The sequence below is a fragment of the Trinickia caryophylli genome (assembly GCF_034424545.1).
GTDB lineage: Bacteria > Pseudomonadota > Gammaproteobacteria > Burkholderiales > Burkholderiaceae > Trinickia > Trinickia caryophylli.
The window spans coordinates 2,112,453-2,133,478 of the sequence record NZ_CP139971.1 but is presented as its reverse complement, the minus strand read 5'-3'; the positions used below and the strand labels follow the sequence as shown (position 1 = coordinate 2,133,478).

The window sequence follows — 21,026 nt, the reverse complement described above, 5'->3', positions numbered from 1 at the left end:
CGCCCGCGTACCGTCGTACCGTCAACGAGGCCGGTGGCTCCCGCGCTCGGCATACGCCGTCGTTAGTGCGGCTAGTGCTGCGCCAGCAATTGCGCCAGCCGTGCGCCGAGCGCCTCGCTCGCCACGGTCATCGGCTTGCGCAGCTCGTTCGCGATAAGCCCCTGAATCGCGAGCGCCGCCTTGACGGGGGCCGGATTCGGCTCGGATATCAGCGCGTTGACGAGCGGCGCGAGTTCATGAAAGATCGCACGCCCTTCGACGAGCCGCCCTTGCGACAAGGCCTCGTACATAGCGACGAAGCGTTCCGTCTCGAGCTGCGCCGTCGCGCGTACCGTTATCATCATGACGTCGTGAAATTGCGTGCATATACCCAAAAATTTCTCGTCGAGGGCCGTTTTTTCGCTCTTCAACGCATCAGCCATACTTCGAAAGTGCGACCTTATCCCCACATTAATCAGACGAATAATCAGGTCGTGATCAATCAAATCGGTAATGTGAGCGTAGCGACTTCCCTCAGTCACGCAGATGACACTGAAGCGCGGCTATCGAACGACAGCCTGACGCACGAGGGGAATCGGACAATCCAGCGTAGTGAGCACCTCAGCGAGTTGTGTCCAAAGCGTCATTCGAATAGCGTGCACTCGCCCTCCCCTTCAATCAGAAGCCGGATCGGGTCGAGCGTCGTCCGGCGCAGCGCCACTCAGTCGGGCATGCAGATAAAGCCAGGCAGTAAACCGCGCTGGCTCCCGCCGGTGGATGTCTATGATGCCCCGCATTTCGCATCCCGTTCAATTCTCCAATTCGTCCAGGACCAGTTGAAGGTTCCCAAAAGTCGAGTTTTGCAGACACTGTTCGATGCACTCCCCGAGAGCTACAAAACCGCCGAGCACGCAGACACCAACCGTCAATTGCTTGAGCGTGCGATGGGTCTTTCCGTCAACGCGAGCGGCGCAGCAATGCTCATGGTTCAAACGGACAAAGGCTTGTTTCTGGTGGCAGCCAACAGCCAGCGACGCAAACTCAATATCCAGACCAACGGGGCCTGCGAGAAGGGCGAGTCCATCCGGGAGACCGTGAAGCGAGAATTCATCGAGGAGTTGGGCAATCCCCCCAAAGACGGAATGCTGCTCGGCACACTTAGCGACGACAACCTGCGAGCAATCAACGGCGCCAATCGAATCGGAACAACGGCCGCCGAGATTGCCAAGCGTATCGTCGATAAGCAAGCCAATCAGGGCGATCTTTACTTGAATGTTTCATGCCTATACGTGAACCGACAACCCGTTTCTCTGGCGGAGATACAGCACGAAATTACCGTTTTGAACGAAAGGCTTAGGCGTGCGAAGCCTTTTTATAAGGAAGCCGTGCGGGCCGTTTATGGCGACCGTCAACAGAATCTCCCACCGTTCGATCTTACCGATGAGGGAGCCTGTCTCAAGGCCGCAAACATCGTCACACGTTTCCGCGATACCTGCCCGGACATCATTACTGCGAACTTCGCTTCCTCTTTCGAGTCGTTCGATCCGAGAGACGTCGTTGCGGTCAAACGCGGCCTGGACGCCATCATCGATCTGTCGGAAAACGACGAGGTTCGCTTGATCGACGAGCGGTCTATGGCTTCGGCGATCACGCTGCACAAGGTAGCCCCGGATAAATTGAAGCGCAACTATTTCGGCGCGCCATTTGCCACTAGCGCGCTGCACATGGGCGACCTCGCTCCGAGAGCGTTCATGACACTTCTGAAGTCGGGCGCACGCGCGCACTCCGTTGGCGAGCCGTTGGGTGCTCACAGCAGCGATAGTCCAATTCGCAATAACGATGCGCCGCCCCCGTTGACCAGATCGCTAAGCGCTCCTCCGAATTTCACCTTCCGATGAAGCCGCCCGTCGTCTGCCCGAAGTTGCTCCACTTCGACCGAAAGACTCCAGTACTGATCGATGTGCGAATTGAATCTCTGGCAAATCGCACATCCGAGCGAGAGCGGTCGAGCACGTGGAGCAATACAGTTCGTTGTCGCCTGCCAGTAAGAGCTACCTGCAGGAGACGACCGGCAGCAGCCGCAGTGGGTGATGCGCGGCTCGTTGCGGCACGAGCGGCGTACGTTTCTTCAGTCTGCAAGTCGGCCCGGCCTCCGCGCAGTTGAAAACCGCCGCCGAACATGACGAAGCGAGCCGGAATATCGGCGATTGGTCCAACGTCATCGATTCCGTGGCGGGCGCGTTGGCCGAACGTGTCGAGGCACACCGCCAATAACGCGCAGCGGCATGTGCGTGGGCCAACGCCCGCGTACCGTCGTACCGTCAACGAGGCCGGTGGCTCCCGCGCTCGGCATACGCCGTCGTTAGTGCGGCTAGTGCTGCGCCTGCAATTGCGCCAGCCGTGCGCCGAGCGCCTCGCTCGCCACGGTCATCGGCTTGCGCAGCTCGTTCGCGATAAGCCCCTGAATCGCGAGCGCCGCCTTGACGGGGGCCGGATTCGGCTCGGATATCAGCGCGTTGACGAGCGGCGCGAGTTCATGAAAGATCGCACGCCCTTCGACGAGCCGCCCTTGCGACAAGGCCTCGTACATGGCGACGAAGCGTTCCGTCTTCAGGTGTGCCGTCGCCGCAATGGCGCCGCTTCCGCCCATGCAAAGCGTCTGGAAGATCGCGTCGTCGTTGCCCGCGAGCACCTGGAGCCGGCCATCCGCGATTAGCGCCCTCGTCGTATCGACCGAGCCGGCGCAATCCTTGATCGCCGCAATGCGTGGATGCGCGGCCAGCGTCAAGAGCGTTTCAAGTTCGATACGCACGCCGGTACGGTACGGAATGTCGTAGAGCACGAACGGATGCGCGCTCACGTCCGCAAGCGTCGAGAAGAAGTCGATGAGCCCGGCTTGCGACGGGCGAATGTAATATGGCGCGCTGACGAGCAAACCCGCCAGCGGCATTTCGCCGAAATGCCGTATCCGCTCCGCGACCGCGGCCGGCTGATTGCCAGCCACGCCCGCGATCACCGGTGTGCCTTCGGCTGCATCGAGTATCGTGGTCAATACGCTCGCTTGTTCGTCGTGCGAGAGCGCCGCCAGTTCGCCCGTCGTACCGAATGCGGCGAACCCTGCGACGCCCGCGCCGCGATAGCGTGCGACGAGTGCGGCCAGCGCCGCGTGGTCGACCGCACCGCCCGAAAACGGCGTCACGAGCGGAATCCAGATACCGGAAAAATTCGACATGCTTTCACCTCCAAAACCGACCGAGGGAATTCCGTCGAGTGGAAACAGGAAGGCGAATGAGGGTGAAGAGGCTGATCGCTGTCCCGTCGCACGTCCGACGGCAACAGCGCGCCGGTCAGACGAGCAGCTGTTTTTTGGATTTGGAAACCGTGCGCGCCGGCACGCTCGCCACAATCGCGGCGAGTGCGGAGCAACGAACGAGAGAGTACGTACGGCCGGGTTCCATTCGGCGAGTATAAACGAGTTTGGCGATCAGCCCTACCCGTTTGCAGCACCGGAATGCGAAAGACCACTATGAGCCCCCCGATAGCGGTGCTTGCGTGATGATGGGTGCCCAGGGCCCGCCCCGCTACAAATAGGCGATCGGTCGATATAAAAGTAATGAAATATTTCGCAGATCACAGAATCGCAGGCGCAACGGCGTCATTTGTGGCAGATCTGTGTCTCGCAGCAGCTTCGTCGTCTGGCGCTGTATAGCCATCATCGTTAAGCCCCAAGGCCCCGACAAGACTGACTGCTATCGGAAGGCCCAGCAAACGTACTTTTCCTGTCTCAACGGCATCCAACTGGAGGGGAAGTGATGACAGTCGAGCAATTGCGAGCGTTATTCAATAAGACCCGATCGGCACTTGACGCGGAAGGATATGTATTTGTCGATCAGAAATTCGATCTCGATGAGTACTTGGCACAAAATCAACGCCTTCGCAAAGCATGCGCTCGGTACGGAAAAGTGTTTCCGGATGAATCCGATCCACTCACCTTCGATGCAGAGTCATTCGACATACGGTCTTTCATCATCGGCACGCTCGGAGGGTCCAAGGTAAGCGATAACGAGTAGTCTTGCACAGATGGTGTCAAGCTCGGCCGCATAGGAAGGAGACGTGCTGCTCCCTCATCAACACACCACTCGTGGCCGCCGCACGGCGCCTCCCCCCAATCTTTCCCGGTCGCGGATCACTCGAGTTGCTGCGTGATGCGCCACACCGAGCACGGGGCGAGGCTATCGTGAAATGACTTCCTGGTGCCCAGGGCGGGACTCGAACCCGCACGCCTTTCGGCGCTACCCCCTCAAGATAGTGCGTCTACCAATTCCGCCACCTGGGCAATGAGGGGCGCCATTCTAACCGCTAACTTTCGTTTTGTGAATATCGCGTCAACGCGCCGCCGTCGCGCGCTTATCGCCCGATCACTTCATGAAGGCCACGCTGACGGGCGTGACGACATCGGCCCAGTGCCCCGTGTCCGACAGCCGGCCGGATACCGGGTCGATGCCGAATACGTTCACCCTCCCGCTACGTTGATTGGCCACGAGCATCCACCGTCCCGAAGGGTCGAGCGCGAACCCCCAGGGCTTCTCGCCGCCCGACGCTATGCGTTGGACGGGCGAAAGCTCGCCCGAAGCTTCGTCAATACGGAAGACCACCAACGCATCCTCACCACGGTCTTCGACATAGAGAAAGCGCCCGTCCCGGCTCACGGCTATTCCGGCTCCGCTCTTCACGCCGTCGAATTGCGCACGCGTGATCGGCAGTGTCTGCACCAGCGTCAAACGTCCTTCCGAGGCGTCCCAGCGAAACGTCATGACTTGGGCGCTGAGTTCGGTCAGCAGATAAGCGAATTGCCCGCTCGATCCGAACGCGATATGCCGCGGACCGCTGCCCGGCGGCGCAACGAACGATCGCGCAGGCTTATGGTCATCGGGCAGTAAGCGGTGCGTCGCGCGATCGAAGCCATAAACGAAAACGCGATCGGCGCCAAGATCGGGAACGAGCACATAGCGCCCGGACGGATCCACGACGGCGCTGTGGGCATGCGCGCTCGCCTGCCGGCGGTTGGGGCCCGAGCCTGTTTCCTTGATCGTCGAGATACGTGGCCCGAGACCTCCTTCGTCGTTGAGTGCAATGCTGGCGACAGAACCGCCACCGTAGTTCGCAGCCAGCAACGTCGCCGAGGGAACGTCCAGATAAAGGTTCGTCGTTCCGCTTCCACCGGTTTCGACCTCGTCGATTCTGGCAAGCGCACCCGTCTCGCGATTCACGGCATAAGCCGTCACGCTCCCTTGTTTCGAATTGTCGTCGTCCACCGCATAGAGCATGGGCAGCCTCGGGTGAGCCGTCACCCATGTCGATCTCGGACCCTCTGCCGCCGGGCCGATTTCCGCCAGCTCGCCCGTCGAGGTATCGAATCGCAACACGTGAATTCGGCGGTCCTGTGTGCCGATATAAACGAATTCGGCCGAATCTTTCGATAAGGCGGCCGCTCGATTATCGAGGCTTTGCATCGCAGCCCATAATGCCATTGCGGTCACCACCGCACTGGCGCCATACCGCGACCACATCGTTTTCAGAAAGGAAGGTGTCATATCGCGTTGACCGATCGAAAAGAGGCACGCCGGCCTGCGCCGCTCGCACAGGCCGCCCGTCACACCGGGATGTCGATCGCCGCTGTGGGCCCACGGCGAGGCTGGCGGCATCGTGCCGCCGCTACTTCGATAAGACGTCGTGGTGTGTCTGCTGTCGCGCGGCGGCACGGAACTGGCTTGGCGCCTGTCCGACTTCGCGCCGGAAAAACCGCGTGAAGTACGCCGCATCCGCAAAGCCCAGCCCGAATGCGATCTGCTCCACGGACATATCGCCGAAAATAAGGCTGCGCTTGGCTTCGGTAATGATACGGGCGTGAATCATCTTCGTCGGGCTTTGATCCGCAGCCGAAGCACAGGCCGCGCGCAATTGCACGAGCGATATGGCCATCATCGATGCGTAATCCTGCAGCGTCAGATTCTCGCGGAAGTGCTCGTCGATCAGCTTGCGAAACCGCTCGACCTGCCGAACGTCGTTGCGCGTGGCATTTTCACCACCGGCTTCGTCCACGTGCGCTTCGCGCACGAGCATGAGCAAAAGCGTCGTGAGCAGTGCTTCGGTACCGACCACCCGGCCCACCGCGTCGGACTCCACCTCTCGCTTGAGGCCCTGTATCAAACCGCAAAACGCCACGCCCGCATCGGCGGAATCGACAAGCGGGATCACGCGGGGTAACGCCCAGAGCGCGATGAATTCGCGCAACTTCGCATTGACCTGTGTCAGATAAGCGAGTTCGATCGTCACGACCCATCGGTCGACGTCGAGCTCATAGTCGAGCCCGTGTACGCATTCGGTCGGCACCAGCAACGCGCACGGCCCCTCGAACGGTACGCGCCGCCCCTCCAGATTCATGACGCCACGGCCGTTGCGAACGAAAATCACCTGGCCGTAAGCCGGGTGCGCATGGGGCTCCGTTCGCCACCGCCCGCGTTCGGTAACGTGTCCCACGTGCACGAACCAGTTTTTTTCCTCCGGGCGCTCGACGTATAGACGGACCTTCGGAACGGTCATCAATGGCGCTTGCCGGGCCGGCTTGGGCGGGTACTTCGCCGAGGCACCGTATGTCATAAAGTCTCCTGGGCGGCCAAAACGGCTTTGGAGCAATCGGGAGCAAACGATATTCTTCCGCATGTATCTGTCTGGCGCTCCTGCTATTTACCCGAACGCAGGCGCCGCGCTCACCGCGGCGCCTGCCCGCTTCAGAATCGATGCAGCATTCCGAGTATCACGCCGCGCGTATTGGCGCCCGGCGTGACGGCGAGGCCCGTATATCCGGTGCCGTTGAGCGTGAAACGCGCCTGATTGCGGTTCTGAAGGAATCCGGCCGAGCCATAAAGCGTGGTCCGCTTCGAGAGCGAATACGAGTAGGTCAGACCGATCTGCTGGGCGTTGTTGCCCTGCCCCAGCCGGTCGTGCGCATACCCGTACATGAGCGAGAGCTGGTCGGCCGGCGTGAACGAGTACGAGCCGGACACTTCGTACACGTCGCGTTTGACGCTATTGTCGGTCTGGCGCTCGTTGTGATAGGCCAAATAGAGCCGGGCCGCCCCCACGCCGACGGACGCACCCGCATTGAAGATCTTCAATATCGAGGTACCGGCGGCATTGGCCGCTTGCTCATAGCCTGCCGCCAAACGAAGCGGCCCGTTGACGTAGCGCAGTGCTGCGTTGTAGAACTGAAAACCGTTTGCCGGCTTCGTCGTCGAATCGCGCATCGCGACCATGAACTGTCCACTCAGGCCGTAGAGCGTCGGCGTGAAATACGAAATCGCATTATTGACGCGGATCGTAAGGCTGTTGAAGCTGTTCATCGGCGAGCCGAGACTTTGAACCGCCACCGGATCCAGCTCGGGATTCATGAAAACGTATTGCGGCGTATTCTGCAAGCCGAAGCGCGCCTCGCCGAAACTCCCCGAAATACCAACCCACGCCTGCCGGTTGAAGGCCTCGGCCGAATTGGCCGCCGCGCCCGTCACACCCGAAAAGCCCTGTTCCAATTGAAAGTTGATTCGCAGGCCGCCGCCGATGTCCTCGCTGCCTTTCAGCCCATATCGGCTCGCAAAGAGCCCGCCCGATACGGCACGGACCACCGTTCCTGAAGCGGCGGTGCGATATTCGATACCATTGTCGATGATGCCGTAGAGCGTGACCGACGATTGCGCATGCGCAACATGAAAAGCGCATGCCGATGCTGCGCCGCATATCGCGGCGGCCGTCTTTTTCATTGTGTCTCCTGGTACGTTGTTATTCTGCGAATCCGAGGTTATGCGATGCTCGATTGCACGTCCCTATAAAAAAGTCAGATTCGCTGGCATTTTTTTCGATCGGATCAATACGCCGCGCGTCGCTATTCATCGCCCACCCCACCGCGCGGCCCGACAGTGCCCGATACGGCGTCCGGTGCGCCGTCGTGCCCCAGCACCTCAGACATGTCGTTGACCTTCGGCGCCCACTTGCGCCGCATCAGCAGGATCGTGCTCGCCGCGCCGAGCACGAGAAACAGAAAGATTGCCCTCATCGGCCACGCGTAGCTGCCTCCCAGATGGAGCAACCATCCCGACAGGCTCGCCGATACGCCGCCCGCAAGGCTCGTCGCCACCTGTTGCAGGCCAGTGTTCAGTCCCACCGCCTGTTTGGGAATCAGCGTGAGTTTGCAAAGCGCGAGATTGTTCGCGGTAACGAGGCCCAGCAGCGAGAGCGAGAGCACGTTCCAGAACAAGGCCAGACCAGGCGATGGGGCCGCCGCGCCGAGCAGCACCGTCGTTCCGCCCGCGAACCCGGCGACGATAAAGCACTTGCGCACGAAAACGGCATCCTGGCCGCGTGCGATCAGCCGGTCCGCGGCCCATCCCGCAACCGCGGCCACGATGGCGATACCGGCAAAGCTGAAAAACGTGTAAAGCCCCGATTGCCGGAGCGAGAGCCCCCGTTGCTCGACAAGGTAAGCGGGCATCCACGTCATGCAGTAAAACGCAAAGTAGCTGTAACAGAAATTGTTGACGAGGCCGCCCCACACCACCGGGCTCGACAGCAGGTTGCCGAGCGGGACGGCGCAAGCACGGCGCATCGCCGCGGCCAATTCGTCTTTCGACGGGTAGTCGTTCCTCACGACAAGAAGCCAGGGCACGAGCCAGAACAGGCCTGCGAGGCCGGTGACGACGAACATCGCGTTCCACGAGTAGGCCACGATCATCCACGCGGCCATGGGCGCCCCGAGCGCGGGTCCCATTTTTCCCCCGATCGAGAAGATGCCGAGCGCCGTGCCCTTGCGGGTCTCCTCGAAGTTGTTCGCAAGGTAGCGATAGGTCGCCGGAACGACGACCGCCTCGGCCACCCCTATCAGCAAACGCATGACGATCAATGCGGACATCGACGTCACGAGCCCGGTCGCTGCGGCCGCGAGACACCATACGACGAAGCACACGGCGTACGGCCACTTCACTCCGTAGCGGTCGACGAGCCAGCCCATCGGCATCTGAAAGATGCCGTATGACCAGAAAACAGCCGAGTTGAGCCAGCCCCGCTCCACGCTCGTGAGCGCAAATTCGCGAATGAAGCCCTTGTCCGCCAGCGCGGCGGACAAGCTCGTGCGGTCGACGAAAGAAATCAAAAGCCCGAGCGCAAGGAGCACGAGCACGGACCAGGGATTCTCCGCCTTCGATGGTGCCGCTCGACGTGTCGCCATCGCTCGTCCCTTCTATGCCGTCGTCTGCGCCTCGTTCAGTCCAGGCTGGCGGTCACATCGTCGAACAGCTCATCCACCGAGAGGCGATGGGGAATGATCTTCTGGTCGAGTGCCCAATCGATCGCGAGCTGTATGCCCTTGCGGTTGCGCTCGAGGCCGATCGGTGGAAACGCGGCTGGCACGCCTTCGGCAAGCGAACGGCTTTCCACGATCATCCGGTACAGCTCCCGAACGATATCGGGTCGCTGCTTCGAAACGTCCTCGTGTACGACGAACATGTGATTGATCGGCACGATTCCCTCGCGTGCAAACCAGTCTTTGGCCGCGGCTTGGGCATCGGGCACGAGCGTGCGCACGCGCGGGTCTTTCGGCATGTCCTCGCCGAGCAACGCGGCACTCAGCCGCCCGTCGAGCATCATCTGCGGGATATTCGAGCCCGCCGGCAGACGCACGCAATTGTTCGGGTCGCGATACTCGGCGAGATGACCTTCGCCAAGCGTCATCCACGTCACCTTGTCCAGATCGACGCCGTATTCGTGGCGCAGTATTCCGCGAATCCACAGTGCAGTGGTTTGCGTATAGGTGCGCACGCCCACTCGCTTGCCTTCGATGTCCTTCGGATCGAGATGACCGAAGTCGATGTTGTAGCCCGCGCAATGATGCTGGAAGCGTCCCGATATCGGTGCAGGCAGCAGGACGTAAGGCTTGCCGTAGGCCTTGGCCTGCAAAAACGTGACGATCGCGAGTTCGCCCGCGTCGAATGCGTTTTCCCGCACCATCGCCTTGAAGCCGTTATGAGCGGGCGTCGGCCCGCAATAGTCGAGCCTGACGATATCCGAGGCCACCCGCCCGTCTTTCATCGCCCTCGTCACCGGATAATCGGACAGGTTGGTGCGCAGCGTTGGCACGCCGCTCAGCATGGTTGTCATGAATGTCCATCCTTATGCATGAGATCAATCAAAGTCTGACTTCGATCAGGCACGGCCCGCGCTCGCGCACCGAATCAGTCATTGCTTTATGGAAAGCCTCGGCCGTATCGACGGCCACGGCCGGCACGCCCATGCTTTTCGCCATCGAGAGCCAATCGATGCGCGGACGATCGATGTCGATCATGTCGAGTGCACGGGTACCGGGTGCGCCCGCGCCCATGTTGGCGTATTCGGCTTTCAGGATCGCGTAGCTGTTGTTGGCGAAGATGATCGTCGTCACGTCGAGTCCTTCGCGGGCCTGCGTCCACAGCGACTGGATCGTATACATGGCGCTGCCATCGCCGACCATGCAGAACACGCGCCGCTCCGGGCACGCGAGCGCCGCCCCCGTGGCCACAGGCGTGCCGTAGCCGATCGAGCCACCCATGTTGTTGATGAGATCGTGCGGCGCCGCGCCAATGGTCAGCCCCATCGTCTCGCGGCCGGTGGTCAGCGACTCGTCGACGAGAATACAGTCCTCCGGCAACGCGGCCGCCAGTGCCTGCGCGATGCTCGCGGGATTGAGCATGCCGGTGGGAACGCCCACCTCCGCGCGCGGCTGCAAAACCGGCGCCGCCGTCGTGGCGTCGAGCGCGTCGAGCAGCAGATCGAGGCCGGCCGCGCCATCTTCGCCGGCTTCGACGAGCGCATGCACGCTCGTACCCGGTGCTTTCAGCAGGCTCGGTTTGTCGGGATAGCTGAAAAAGGCGATCGGCTCGGTCGTCTCTATCGTGACGATATGCCTGAAATCCTTCAGGTACGCCACGGCTGGGCCGACCGCATAGGGAATGCGCTCGAGCGCGACTCGCCCCGCGCCGCGCTCGATGCGCGCCGTGAAGAACTGTGTCGCGAGACGGCAGCCCGTTGCGGCCTTGAGCTTGCCCGCGAGTTCGAGCGCGCGGCCGCGCGTGGCGCGGCCCGCCAGGATGACGAGCGTCGGCTCGCCCGAACGCAGCACGCGCGCAATGTGGTCGATACGCGCCGCATCGGGCGGCATGGGCCAATGATGCGCGCGCGGCGCGGCGATCGTCTCGCCCGCGTCCTGCCATGACGTATCGCCGGGAAGGATCAGCGTCGCGATTCTTCCCGGGTACTCGCTGGCCTTGTGCACCGCCGCCGCGGCGTCCCACGCCACCGCCCGCGGTGACTCGACGCGCCGCACCCAGTGGCTCAAAGGCCTCGCGAGGCCCTCGATATCTGACATGAGCGGCGGGTCGTATTTGAGGTGGGCCGCCGAGTGTTCGCCGACGATGTTCACCATGCCCGACGACGCACGCCTCGCATTGTGAATATTCGCGAGACCGTTCGCGAGACCCGGGCCTAGATGCAGCAGCGTCGACGCCGGGGTGCCCTTCATCCGGTAGTACCCATCCGCCGCGCCGGTGCAGACGCCCTCGAAAAGACATAGAACGCTACGCATGCGCGGATTCTCGAGCGCTCGCAGAAAGTGCATTTCGGAGGTGCCCGGGTTGGCGAAGCAGACGTCGACCCCCTGCTCCGTCAGCGTTCGGACCAGGCTTTGCGCGCCGTTCATTCAGTACCCCGCCATTTCGCGCGCCATCCCGACCACCCCATAGCTGCGCAGCGGCGCCGACATGAGCAGCCGGTATCCTTCTTCGATCAGACGCTTGTGATTCTTGGCCGTGACATGCGGATGGCCGACCACGACGTCGTGCTTGCGGCATGTGTCGACGATCTTGCGCATCGCATCGAGTACGGCTGGATGCTCGTACTCGCGCGGGTAGCCGAGTTCCTGGCTCAAATCGCCCTCGCCGATCAGGATGAAACCAATGCCGGGTACGTTCGACAGGATGTCGTCGAGATTGTCGATCGCCTCGGTGCTTTCGCACATCAAGCCGACGAGGATTTCGCCCTGCTCGGCCAGCGGCCACACGTCCGCCTTCTTGTAGTAGTCGGCCATGCTCACGCCCCAGTAGCGCGAAGCCGTGGCGGGACCATCTCCTCGTACGCCCCTGGGTTCGTAAAGCGGCGCGTTTTTCGGCCGCGCATAGCGGCACGAGGCCACGGCGTTATAGGCTTGCTCCACCGTCGAAACATGTGGCCAGATGACGCCGTAGGCGCCGCGATCGAGCACCTGCTTGGCGAAGGCCTGATTCATTTCCACGCCGTTTGCCGGGATGCGCGCGAGCGGGGTGACGCCCGGCGCGATGGATCCCGATTCGGCGATCCGTTTGCGGCTGAGCATGTATTGCAACGCGTCGCCGAGCGCCGATACGTCATACGGGTTGTGCTCCATTTCGAACACGATGCCGTCGTAGGGCGCATCGCTCATCTCGATCGCGGTTTGCTTTTCGAGCTTGGAAAATGCGGCGAATGCGGGCTTTCCCGATTCGAATGCGCGAATGATGCTATTGAGGCGAACGTCGCTCATACTCTTTCTCTCTTCGTTGATTTGAATCGGTGCGCCGTTCACTCGGCGGCTTTCCAGTACATGAATCCCATGCCCTCACCGGTGCCCGCAGGGGTGCGCCAGCACGGCACGTAATCGACGAGTGTCATCTCGGCACGAGTGTCCTCCATCACTTTCATCACGCTGACGTAAAGCTTGATCTCGGAGGTGCCCGACTGGTAGGAACGGTTGTCCACCGCGGCCAGCCCGTCGTAGTCGTAACCACCGAGCATCTTCATGATGCGGCGGTCGAACTCCTCGTCGTTGACGAAGTGCGACAGCCCCCCGGAGGCGAAGATGCCGACGCGCACGTCTTCCGGCCACGCCTCGATCGCATCGCGCAGCGTCGCGCCAAACTCGATGCAGCGCGACATCGACGGCTGCGTGGGCGGGTAGAAGCAGTTCATGATGATCGGAACGTGCGGGGGCGGATCGTCGTTCATGATCTGGTGATAGACGAAGCTGTAGGCGTGAGGCACCACCGGATACGCGGGAAGCGGCTTCATCCATACGTTGTCCGGCCATGCGAAGAGATCGGTCAGATCGAATCCTTCACGCTGAAAGTGCTCGATGAGGTAGGTGGCGAGTCGCGGATGGCAGCGGTGCGTAACGTGACGGTCCGGTGCGTAGACGGGGCGCTGCGGCGGCCCGTTGTGCACTTCCTCGCCGCTGTAGATGGCGATGGAGGGCGACATATGCGTGAAGATCTCCTTCTGGTCCTTGCCCAGGACGATCGCCACATCGATCCTTGCCTCGCGGTAGGCCGCCGCCATCGCGTCGAGCGCGGCGCGGCAGCGCGCGGCACGGGCCGTACGCTCCTCCAACGTCAGAAACTTTTCGAACGCCGCTTCGCGATGCGCCTCGAGTTCGGGATAAGTCCAGGTCCGATTGCGGTACCAGAGTTCCGGATTGCCGCGGTCGCGCTCTCCGTTTTTCAACCAGTCCTCCGGTGCCTGACCCAGCATGCCGCTGTGCGGCACTGCCATCCCGAATACAATCTTCGCCATTTACAGGTTCTCAGTGAATTGACATGTTCGACCGTGCCGGCCATACGGGCCGCATCGGTATTGCGACAGCTATTTCCAGGCGCGCTTCAGCTCAGGCTCCGCTTGCGTTTCCCGGGGGGCCCATTCGGGCCGGTAGAGGATCGCCGTCGCCGCCGCGCCGATCAGCAGGAATACGAGGATCACTCTCATCGGCAGCCCATAGCTTCCGCTCACGTGGAGGAGCCATCCGGAAAGGCTTGCCGCCACGCCGCCCGCGAGGCTGGTGGCAACCTGCTGCACGCCCGTGACGAGGCCGATGCACTGCCTGGGAATCAATGTGAGGCGTGACAGCGCGAGATTGTTCGCGGTGACGAAGCCGAGCAGCGAGAGCGACAACACGTTCCAGAAGAGCGCCATCTCGAGCGAACCGGCATAGGCGCCGAATACGACCGTACTGCCGCCGACGAAGCCCGCGATAACGAAGACCTTGCGTACGAGAATCGGGTTGTGCCCGCGGGCGATGATCCGGTCCGCGGCCCAGCCGGCAACTGCGGCGACGATTGCGATGCCCGCAAAGCTGAAGAAGGTGAAAAGGCCGGAACGCGACAGCGAGAGGTGACGCTGTTCGACGAGGTAGGCAGGCATCCACGTCATGCAATAAAACGTGAAGTAGCCGTAGCAGAAGTTCGTGATCATGCCGCCCCATACGACCGGGCTCGACAGAATGCTCGCCAGCGTGACCGAGCGCGCGCTTCGATGGGCCTGCGCGAGCATCGTCTTCGACGGAAAATCGTTGCGCACGAGCAGCAGCCAGGGCACCAGCCAGACGAGGCCCGCGAGACCGGTGACGATGAACATCGCCTGCCAGGAATGGTGGACGATGAACCATGCGCCAACCGGCGCGCCGAGCGCGGGGCCGAACTTGTTGCCCATGGCCAGAATCCCGACCGCGAAGCCGTTCTGTGTTTCGTCGAAGTGATTGCGAATCCAGCGGTAGCTCGCCGGAATCACGATGGCTTCCGCCATACCGATGACGAGGCGCATGACCACGAGGCCCGCAAGCGCCGTCACCGCACCCATCAGCGCCGTGGCGAGACACCACAATGCGAAGCTGATCGCGTACGGCCATTTCACCCCGTAGCGGTCGGCCACCCAGCCCATCGGAATCTGGAAGGCCCCGTACGACCAGAAGAACGCGGCGTTGATCCAGCCGCGATCGACGTTCGTGAGCGCGAAATGGCGAATGAATGCCGCGTCGGCCAGCGTCGAGGAAATACTGGTCCGGTCGATGAATGAAATCAAAACGCCGAATGCAAGGAGCGCGAGTACGGCCCAACGGCCCGCGTTCCCCGATCGTCCAGGTTTGCCTGTCTCCATCTGTGTCTTTCTCTGTGGTGTCGTCGGGTTGTGTCTGCCGGCCGCGTCGATGCACTTCGGCATCGTTGGCGACCGGCTCGCGTGGGGAAGCACTCAGGCGAGAGCCGGATAGAGTCGTCCCGCGGTCTTGCCGAAGATCCACGTGAGGTCTTCCTCGCTCAACGACGCAAGCCCGACACGCGCCGCATCGAGAATCTCCGAGAGCGTGCCCGGCGAAGTCGGATAATTCGACCCCCAGGCCAATCGGCTCGCGCCGAAGGCCTCGACCACGCGCGGAAAAAACGTCTGCGCACTGGCTTTATCCTTTTTCGCGTCGCCGAAGATGCGCGGCGTGAGCTTCAGATAGATGTTCTCGAGCGGCGCGAGATCGAACAGGCTCTGTGCCCGCGCGTAGGGCGGCCCATCGGCGATGTCGGGACGACCGAGATGATCGAGGACGATCGCCACCTCGGGAAAACGTCTTGCGAGCGCGGTGACTTGCGGCAGGCCGATCGGCCCCGTCTGGATGCACATCGGCAGGCCCAGTTCGGCGCACAGCTCCCACGCCGGGAACGAGCGCGGATCGTCGAGCTCGCTCGGGTCGAACGCCTTCGTGCTGCCGCCCGTGAAGAGCCGCAAGCCCGCAAGGCCAAGCCCGACCCATTCGCGGATGCGCAGCGGCGCATCGGGCTGCAGCACGTCCACCGAGCCGACGGCAACGAGCCGGCCCGGATATCGGGCGCAGCCTTCGACCACGTAACGGTTGTCGAAACCGTAGGTCGTGGAGGAATGCACCACGGCCGCCTTCTCAACGCCGGCTGCGTCCATCGCCGCGATCAGGGTCTCGACCGTGGTCGGGCGCTCCTTCGACCAATCCGAACGCTTGCCGAACAATGGCGCCGGCGGATAGCGCGTTTCGTCGTCGGAGATGATGTGCGGGTGAATATCGACAATTGAAGAATTCATGAATGTCTCGAAGCTGCTTGCATTGCCCGGCGCTTGCGCCGGTTCTATTTGCCTTGCGCTTTCAGGCGCGCATCGAGGCGCGGATAGACGCGTCGTGCGTTGCCTTCGAAAATCTTGAAGCGGTCGTCGCTCGTCAATGCCGGACAGGCATCGATGTAGCGCTTCGTGTCGTCGAAGTACTGGCCCGTCGAGGGATCCTTACCGCGCACGGCGCCGATCATCTCCGACCCGAACAGAACGTTGTCGACGGGTACGACCTTCGTCAGCAATTCCACACCGGGCTGGTGATAGACGCAGGAATCGAAAAAAACGTTGTCGAGCAGCCCCTCCAGCGGCCGCTCGCGCATTTCGAGCGACATGCCGCGATAACGGCCCCAGTGATAAGGCACGGCGCCGCCGCCATGGGGAATCACGAAGCGCAACGTCGGAAAATCCTTGAAGAGATCCGATTGCAGCAGCTGCATGAATACCGATGTATCGGCATTCAGATAATGCGCACCCGTGCCGTGGAAGCAGGGATTGCACGACGCCGCGACATGAATCATGGCGGGAACGTCGAGATCGACGAGCGCTTCGTAAAGCGGGTACCACTCGCGGTCGGTCATCGGCTTTCCGGTCCAGTAGCCGCCCGTCGGATCGGGATTCAGATTGCATCCGACAAAGCCGAGCTGCTCGACGCAGCGCCGCAGCTCGGGAATGCAGCCCTCGGCATCCACGCCCGGCGACTGCGGCAACTGGCAAACGGGCGCGAAGTTCTCCGGGTAAAGCGTCGTTACGCGGTAGACGAGGTCGTTCGATAGTTCGGCCCACTCGAGGCTCGTGCGCTCGTTGCCCAAATGATGGCTCATCAAGCCGGCAATCGGCGAAAAGAGCGTCAGGTCGCTGCCGCGTTCGCGTTGCAGCTTCAATTGGCCGGTTTCGATCGCTTCGCGAATCTGGTCGTCGCTCACGTGCGCCTCGGCGCGCGACGGCGCGCCGGCTGGGTCGTTCGCAAATTCGATCTGTTTCGCACGCCACTGACGAAATGAAGCAGGCACGGTCGTGAAATGGCCGTGGCAATCGATGATCATGTTGTCTCCGTGCAATTCAGCGAGCCAGGGGGTCGACGAACAGTTCGCCGATGGACATGCGGCGCGGCGTGAGCGCCTGCTTGAATGCCGTGGCCTCAAGCGCTTCGATCGTCTTCAGGTTTTCCGCGAGCCCGTACGGCAAGGGATCGTGTCCGACGACCTTGCGCAGTTCGAGGTATTTCCTGTCGCTCGCGGCCGTGGCCTGGCCCGCGTCGAGGCGCCCCAGCCATTCCCTTTTGGCCTGCGCGAAGGCGTCGAAGATCGATCGAGCGATCCACGGATGTTCGGCAAGTACCGAGTCTTTCACGACGATGGTGCCGTGCATCGGATATACGCCGGTCCGTGCGTAGTAATCGCGTTCGAGCTCCGCCGCGTTCGGAAAAAGATCCGGGTAGTCGGCCTCCACTTCCTTCCAGCCGCCCGTGGGCGCGCCGGTGCGGCCTATACCGGCGGCGGCGTCAAAGCCCGCCGACAATTCGCCGGCGGCCATCATGTCGGCGAGCGAGCGCCCGGCGGACGCATGAACGACGTTCGGCGGCAACTGGAGCTGCGTCACGTGTTCTTCGTCGTCGACGACCCACGTGACCTTCGACGAATCGAGGCCGAACTCGTCGATGAGAACCTGGCGCGTCCATACGCCCGTCGTCACCGAATAGGCGCGCACGCCTACCTTTTTGCCCTCGAGGTCCTTCGGGGTCTCGATACCCGCGTCGGGGCGCACGAGCAGTCCCGCGTGATGGAAGCGGCGCACGACGAAAATCGGCAACGCGACAAACGGCGCGCCATAGGCCCGCGCAATGATATAAGTCGTCGGCGCCAATTCGCAAACGTCGAATTCGACGTCGCGCACCATACGGCGAAATGCACCGATTTGCGGTTGCACCGTGACGAACTCGGCCTCCACGCCGTCGATGGGAATGGATCCGTTGCGGATGGCCGACGTGTGCGGATGCTCCGCGATTGCAATCTTGAGCGGGACTTTACGGGTCAACATCCTCTCCTTTCGATGGTTCCGTGCCTGCGGGACGGATGAACTGCATCGGCGCCCGCATATCGTTTCGATGAGGCAAGAATATTTGAGGAAGGCTCGGACGTCCCTGCACAAAAGTCAGTTTCAATGGCACTTTTGTCCGATGGCAGGCGCGGCCGGTTGCACCGTGAAATGCTGGCCACGTGCCAGCGGCCGAAGCGGCATCTGTCGTCAACGCATTGAAAGCCAGCCAGGCCTCGGTGCACGCGCAAGCCGAGCCCATACGCGGCGCCCCTGCGCCTCATGGAAAACCCGCGCCAATCGAAAAGTCCCGGCGAAACTCGCTTTTGTGCAGGGACCGAGGGTTGGACATCCAATACGCTGACTCACGACAACGATTCCGTTGTCATCGAGATCGGGCGACTTCGGCTTCGTCATTCAGCACGAACGAGGCAATGCCCCGGACCGCTTTCACACCGGCTTGACGATGCCGATCGCTGCGCTGATCGGTGGCTGCGGCTTGCCGATTGCGCGCTCGGCACGCTTCCGGACGAAGTCGCCGCGTCTCGAACAATTAGAAGGAAAACCGGAGACGAGATGAAAAAGCGGTTCGCAATTATCTTTGCCATTGCATCCGCATGCGCGTTCGACCTCGCGCATGCACAGTCGCTGATCACCCTGTACGGCGTCATAGACAACGGTATCGAATACCAGAACGGCGGTGCGGGCCCGGTAGTACGCGCGGCGTCGAGCGGGTTGTTCGCCACGGTCTACGGACTGAAGGGCCGCGAGGACATCGGCGGCGGGCTCCACGTCAACTTCCAGTTGGAACAGGGTTTTTCCGGCGTAACGGGCGCCGCGTCCGACCCCGCCGCCGCGTTCAATCGCCTCGCGTGGATCGGCCTGTCCGGGAAGTTCGGCGAGATACGCTTCGGCCGTCAAAAGAAGCCTCAGTACCTCTTTCTCAACGACGACATGGACCCCACGGGGGTAAAGAGCTTCGCCTCGCCGTTGAACAACTTCAATGACGTCTCGGTCCGCGCCAACAATGCGATCGTGTATGTCATGCCCACCGTGTACGGACTGGCCGGCCAATTCATGGTCGCCATGCGCGATCAGTCGACCCAACCCTCGAATGGCGTGCGCGTGTACAACGCCGCGCTCCGCTATACGAATGGGCCCTTTCGCATGGTTGCCGGCTATGAGCAATCGGGCAGTGCCGACGGCACATCGACACAGAGAGCGATCAGAGCGGCCGGTTCATACAAGATCGGGAACGCGCAGCTCTATGCCGCGTATCAATCGGAACGGCAGACGGACAATAGCGACAAACTGGACGTCTACGAGGTATCGGGCTCATACCTGCTCAACCCCTTCAACATGGTTTCGGTGATGTACGGCTACGCCCACGACCGTACGGGTCAAGGAAACAACGCGCAGCAAATCGGCCTGATGTACGCGTACTTCGTTTCGAAAACGACGATCCTGTACGCGGCCGCCGCGCTCATCCAGAATCGAAATCAGGCGGACTATACGCTCAACGGGACCCAGTATTCCGGTATCGCGGTGGCGCCGGGAGCATACGCGCGAGGCGTCATCGTCGGCATGACCCACAAGTTTTGACGTGAATGCATGCTCGAGATAAAGGCGGATCGCCCCGGTTCCACGACATACCTCGTCAGCAACGGGGCCCAGCCGCGCACTGCGGTTTGCCCATTGCGGAAAATTGCCGCAATGGGCAGGCATGCCGCAAATGCCTCGATTCGATTTACGCGTTTCGAGTAGTATCCGGATGCAAAATCAGCTCGCCGCTCACAGATTTCGGTTTTCGAAGCGGATATTCGCCGCAGCTGATTCAGCAGTCTGGCGCCGGTGGAATCATCGCTCCCAACCGGCGAACGATCACGGAGCCGGCGGCACTCGGCTAGCGATGCACCGAGCCCCCGATCGAAGACGCGTCGGTCTATTTACACGGCAACCGAAATCCCCTATCGTCAATATATGGTAACGGTGCCTCAAAAGAGACTGACGATTCGAGACATTGCGACACTCGCGGGCGTATCCACGTCCACGGTATCGCGTGTGCTGAACAACTCCGGCTATGTAAAGGCCTCGGTGCGAGAACGCATCGAGGCGGTGATGTCCCAGACGCATTACACGCCGTCCGAGCTGGCCAAGCAATTGAAATCGCATCGCTCCGGCCTGGTCGGCGTCATCATCCCGAAGATCAATTCGTATACCACGAGCGAAGTGGTGGCCGGCATTTCCTCGATTTTGAGCCCGCTGCGATATCGGATGCTGCTGGTCAACACCGACAACTCGGTGGAGGAGGAACAGGCGGCCTACGACCTGTTCCGACGACAGCGGGTGGCGGGTGTACTGCACCTCGCAACGACGGTGAACGGCGATCTCGTCACTGCGATCCGCGAAGCCGGCTTGCCGATGGTGATGGTAGGGCAGGACGCGAGCCACCTGGGCATTACCAGCGTCATTCAAAACGAGCGCTCGGCGGCGCGCCAGATCACCGAGCACCTGTTCGCGTGCGGGCATACGCGCATCGGCCTCGTCACGGTGAGCGAAGACGATATACAGATCGGCGGAGAACGGACAGCGGGCTATCTCGAGGCATTCCATGCCCATGGGCTGGCGGTCGCTCCCGAGTCGATCGTTCGCGCGAGTTTTCAGGCGGAAGCGGGCGAAGAGGCGGCGGAGCGCTTGCTGCGAGCGCCGGCCGCCATGCGCTGCACCGCGATTTTGGCCGTGACTGACCGCTTGGCAGTGGGTGTGCTGGCGTGCCTGCACGATCACGGCATTCGGGTGCCCGGCGATATGGCCGTGGCGGGCATGGGCGACAGCGACATGGCGCGCATGGTACGCCCCTCGCTGTCGACCGTGCATTACGACTACGCCGGCACCGGCGCGCAGGCCGCACGCCTCATGCTGAACATGCTGGAAAACGGAGACGGCGAGCCCGTACGGGCCGTGATGCCCTACAGGCTCGCGCTGCGACGCAGCACCTGACGCACGCTACCCGAGCGCGCGCC

At 61.9% G+C, this 21,026-nt stretch carries 18 protein-coding genes and 1 tRNA gene; 4 read left to right on the top strand and 15 right to left on the bottom strand.

What is annotated here, in order from left to right; genetic code table 11:
• Positions 1-71: 71 nt before the first annotated feature.
• Positions 72-344, bottom strand: a complete 273-nt coding sequence (locus U0034_RS28590; protein ID WP_386092353.1) for a dihydrodipicolinate synthase family protein — start codon at positions 342-344, stop codon at positions 72-74.
• Between the two features lie 6 nt (positions 345-350).
• Between U0034_RS28590 and U0034_RS28585 the strand changes: the two genes are divergently transcribed.
• Entirely contained in the window at positions 351-1,877 is a 1,527-nt protein-coding gene (locus U0034_RS28585; protein WP_162800994.1) for an NUDIX domain-containing protein, read from the top strand.
• A 473-nt stretch (positions 1,878-2,350) separates the two neighbouring features.
• Here the strand turns inward: U0034_RS28585 and dapA are convergent, their stop codons facing one another.
• The gene (dapA, locus tag U0034_RS28580) at positions 2,351-3,211 is read right to left on the bottom strand and encodes a 4-hydroxy-tetrahydrodipicolinate synthase (RefSeq protein ID WP_085227353.1); all 861 of its coding nucleotides are present in this window, start codon (positions 3,209-3,211) and stop codon (positions 2,351-2,353) included.
• 580 nt (positions 3,212-3,791) lie between these two features.
• Between dapA and U0034_RS28575 the strand changes: the two genes are divergently transcribed.
• On the top strand, positions 3,792-4,049 hold the full coding sequence (locus tag U0034_RS28575; RefSeq protein WP_085227354.1) for a hypothetical protein: 258 nt from the start codon (positions 3,792-3,794) through the stop codon (positions 4,047-4,049).
• 181 nt (positions 4,050-4,230) lie between these two features.
• Here the strand turns inward: U0034_RS28575 and U0034_RS28570 are convergent.
• From U0034_RS28570 to U0034_RS28510, 13 genes are all read right to left on the bottom strand, one after another.
• Positions 4,231-4,315 (bottom strand) — tRNA-Leu (locus U0034_RS28570).
• 82 nt (positions 4,316-4,397) lie between these two features.
• Positions 4,398-5,492 (bottom strand): lactonase family protein, encoded by a 1,095-nt coding sequence (locus U0034_RS28565; RefSeq protein ID WP_254902551.1) that lies wholly within the window; start codon positions 5,490-5,492, stop codon positions 4,398-4,400.
• A 202-nt stretch (positions 5,493-5,694) separates the two neighbouring features.
• Entirely contained in the window at positions 5,695-6,639 is a 945-nt protein-coding gene (locus U0034_RS28560; protein WP_085227355.1) for a helix-turn-helix domain-containing protein, read from the bottom strand.
• 131 nt (positions 6,640-6,770) lie between these two features.
• Entirely contained in the window at positions 6,771-7,796 is a 1,026-nt protein-coding gene (locus U0034_RS28555) for a porin (protein ID WP_085227356.1), read from the bottom strand.
• A gap of 122 nt (positions 7,797-7,918) precedes the next feature.
• Positions 7,919-9,256, bottom strand: a complete 1,338-nt coding sequence (locus U0034_RS28550; protein ID WP_085227357.1) for an MFS transporter — start codon at positions 9,254-9,256, stop codon at positions 7,919-7,921.
• A gap of 35 nt (positions 9,257-9,291) precedes the next feature.
• Positions 9,292-10,185, bottom strand: coding sequence for a type 2 periplasmic-binding domain-containing protein (locus U0034_RS28545; protein ID WP_085227358.1), 894 nt, complete (start codon positions 10,183-10,185; stop codon positions 9,292-9,294).
• 28 nt (positions 10,186-10,213) lie between these two features.
• A complete protein-coding gene (locus U0034_RS28540; protein ID WP_085227359.1) occupies positions 10,214-11,758 on the bottom strand; it encodes an acetolactate synthase large subunit in 1,545 nt (514 codons plus the stop codon).
• A complete protein-coding gene (locus U0034_RS28535) occupies positions 11,759-12,616 on the bottom strand; it encodes an HpcH/HpaI aldolase family protein (RefSeq protein ID WP_085227667.1) in 858 nt (285 codons plus the stop codon).
• A 38-nt stretch (positions 12,617-12,654) separates the two neighbouring features.
• On the bottom strand, positions 12,655-13,641 hold the full coding sequence (locus U0034_RS28530; RefSeq protein ID WP_085227360.1) for a DODA-type extradiol aromatic ring-opening family dioxygenase: 987 nt from the start codon (positions 13,639-13,641) through the stop codon (positions 12,655-12,657).
• A gap of 69 nt (positions 13,642-13,710) precedes the next feature.
• Positions 13,711-14,997, bottom strand: a complete 1,287-nt coding sequence (locus U0034_RS28525; RefSeq protein WP_085227668.1) for an MFS transporter — start codon at positions 14,995-14,997, stop codon at positions 13,711-13,713.
• A 93-nt stretch (positions 14,998-15,090) separates the two neighbouring features.
• Complete coding sequence (locus U0034_RS28520; protein WP_085227361.1) at positions 15,091-15,942, bottom strand: amidohydrolase family protein; 852 nt, start codon at positions 15,940-15,942, stop codon at positions 15,091-15,093.
• A 44-nt stretch (positions 15,943-15,986) separates the two neighbouring features.
• Positions 15,987-17,012 (bottom strand): amidohydrolase family protein, encoded by a 1,026-nt coding sequence (locus U0034_RS28515; protein ID WP_085227362.1) that lies wholly within the window; start codon positions 17,010-17,012, stop codon positions 15,987-15,989.
• Positions 17,013-17,028: 16 nt separating this feature from the next.
• A complete protein-coding gene (locus tag U0034_RS28510; protein ID WP_085227363.1) occupies positions 17,029-18,006 on the bottom strand; it encodes an ABC transporter substrate-binding protein in 978 nt (325 codons plus the stop codon).
• 573 nt (positions 18,007-18,579) lie between these two features.
• On the opposite strand from U0034_RS28510, the gene U0034_RS28505 reads away from it, so the two are divergent.
• The gene (locus U0034_RS28505) at positions 18,580-19,605 is read left to right on the top strand and encodes a porin (protein ID WP_085227365.1); all 1,026 of its coding nucleotides are present in this window, start codon (positions 18,580-18,582) and stop codon (positions 19,603-19,605) included.
• 378 nt (positions 19,606-19,983) lie between these two features.
• Positions 19,984-21,003: a LacI family DNA-binding transcriptional regulator gene (locus tag U0034_RS28500; protein WP_085227367.1), complete on the top strand. Its 1,020-nt coding sequence runs from the start codon at positions 19,984-19,986 to the stop codon at positions 21,001-21,003.
• The last annotated feature ends 23 nt before the right edge of the window (positions 21,004-21,026 follow it).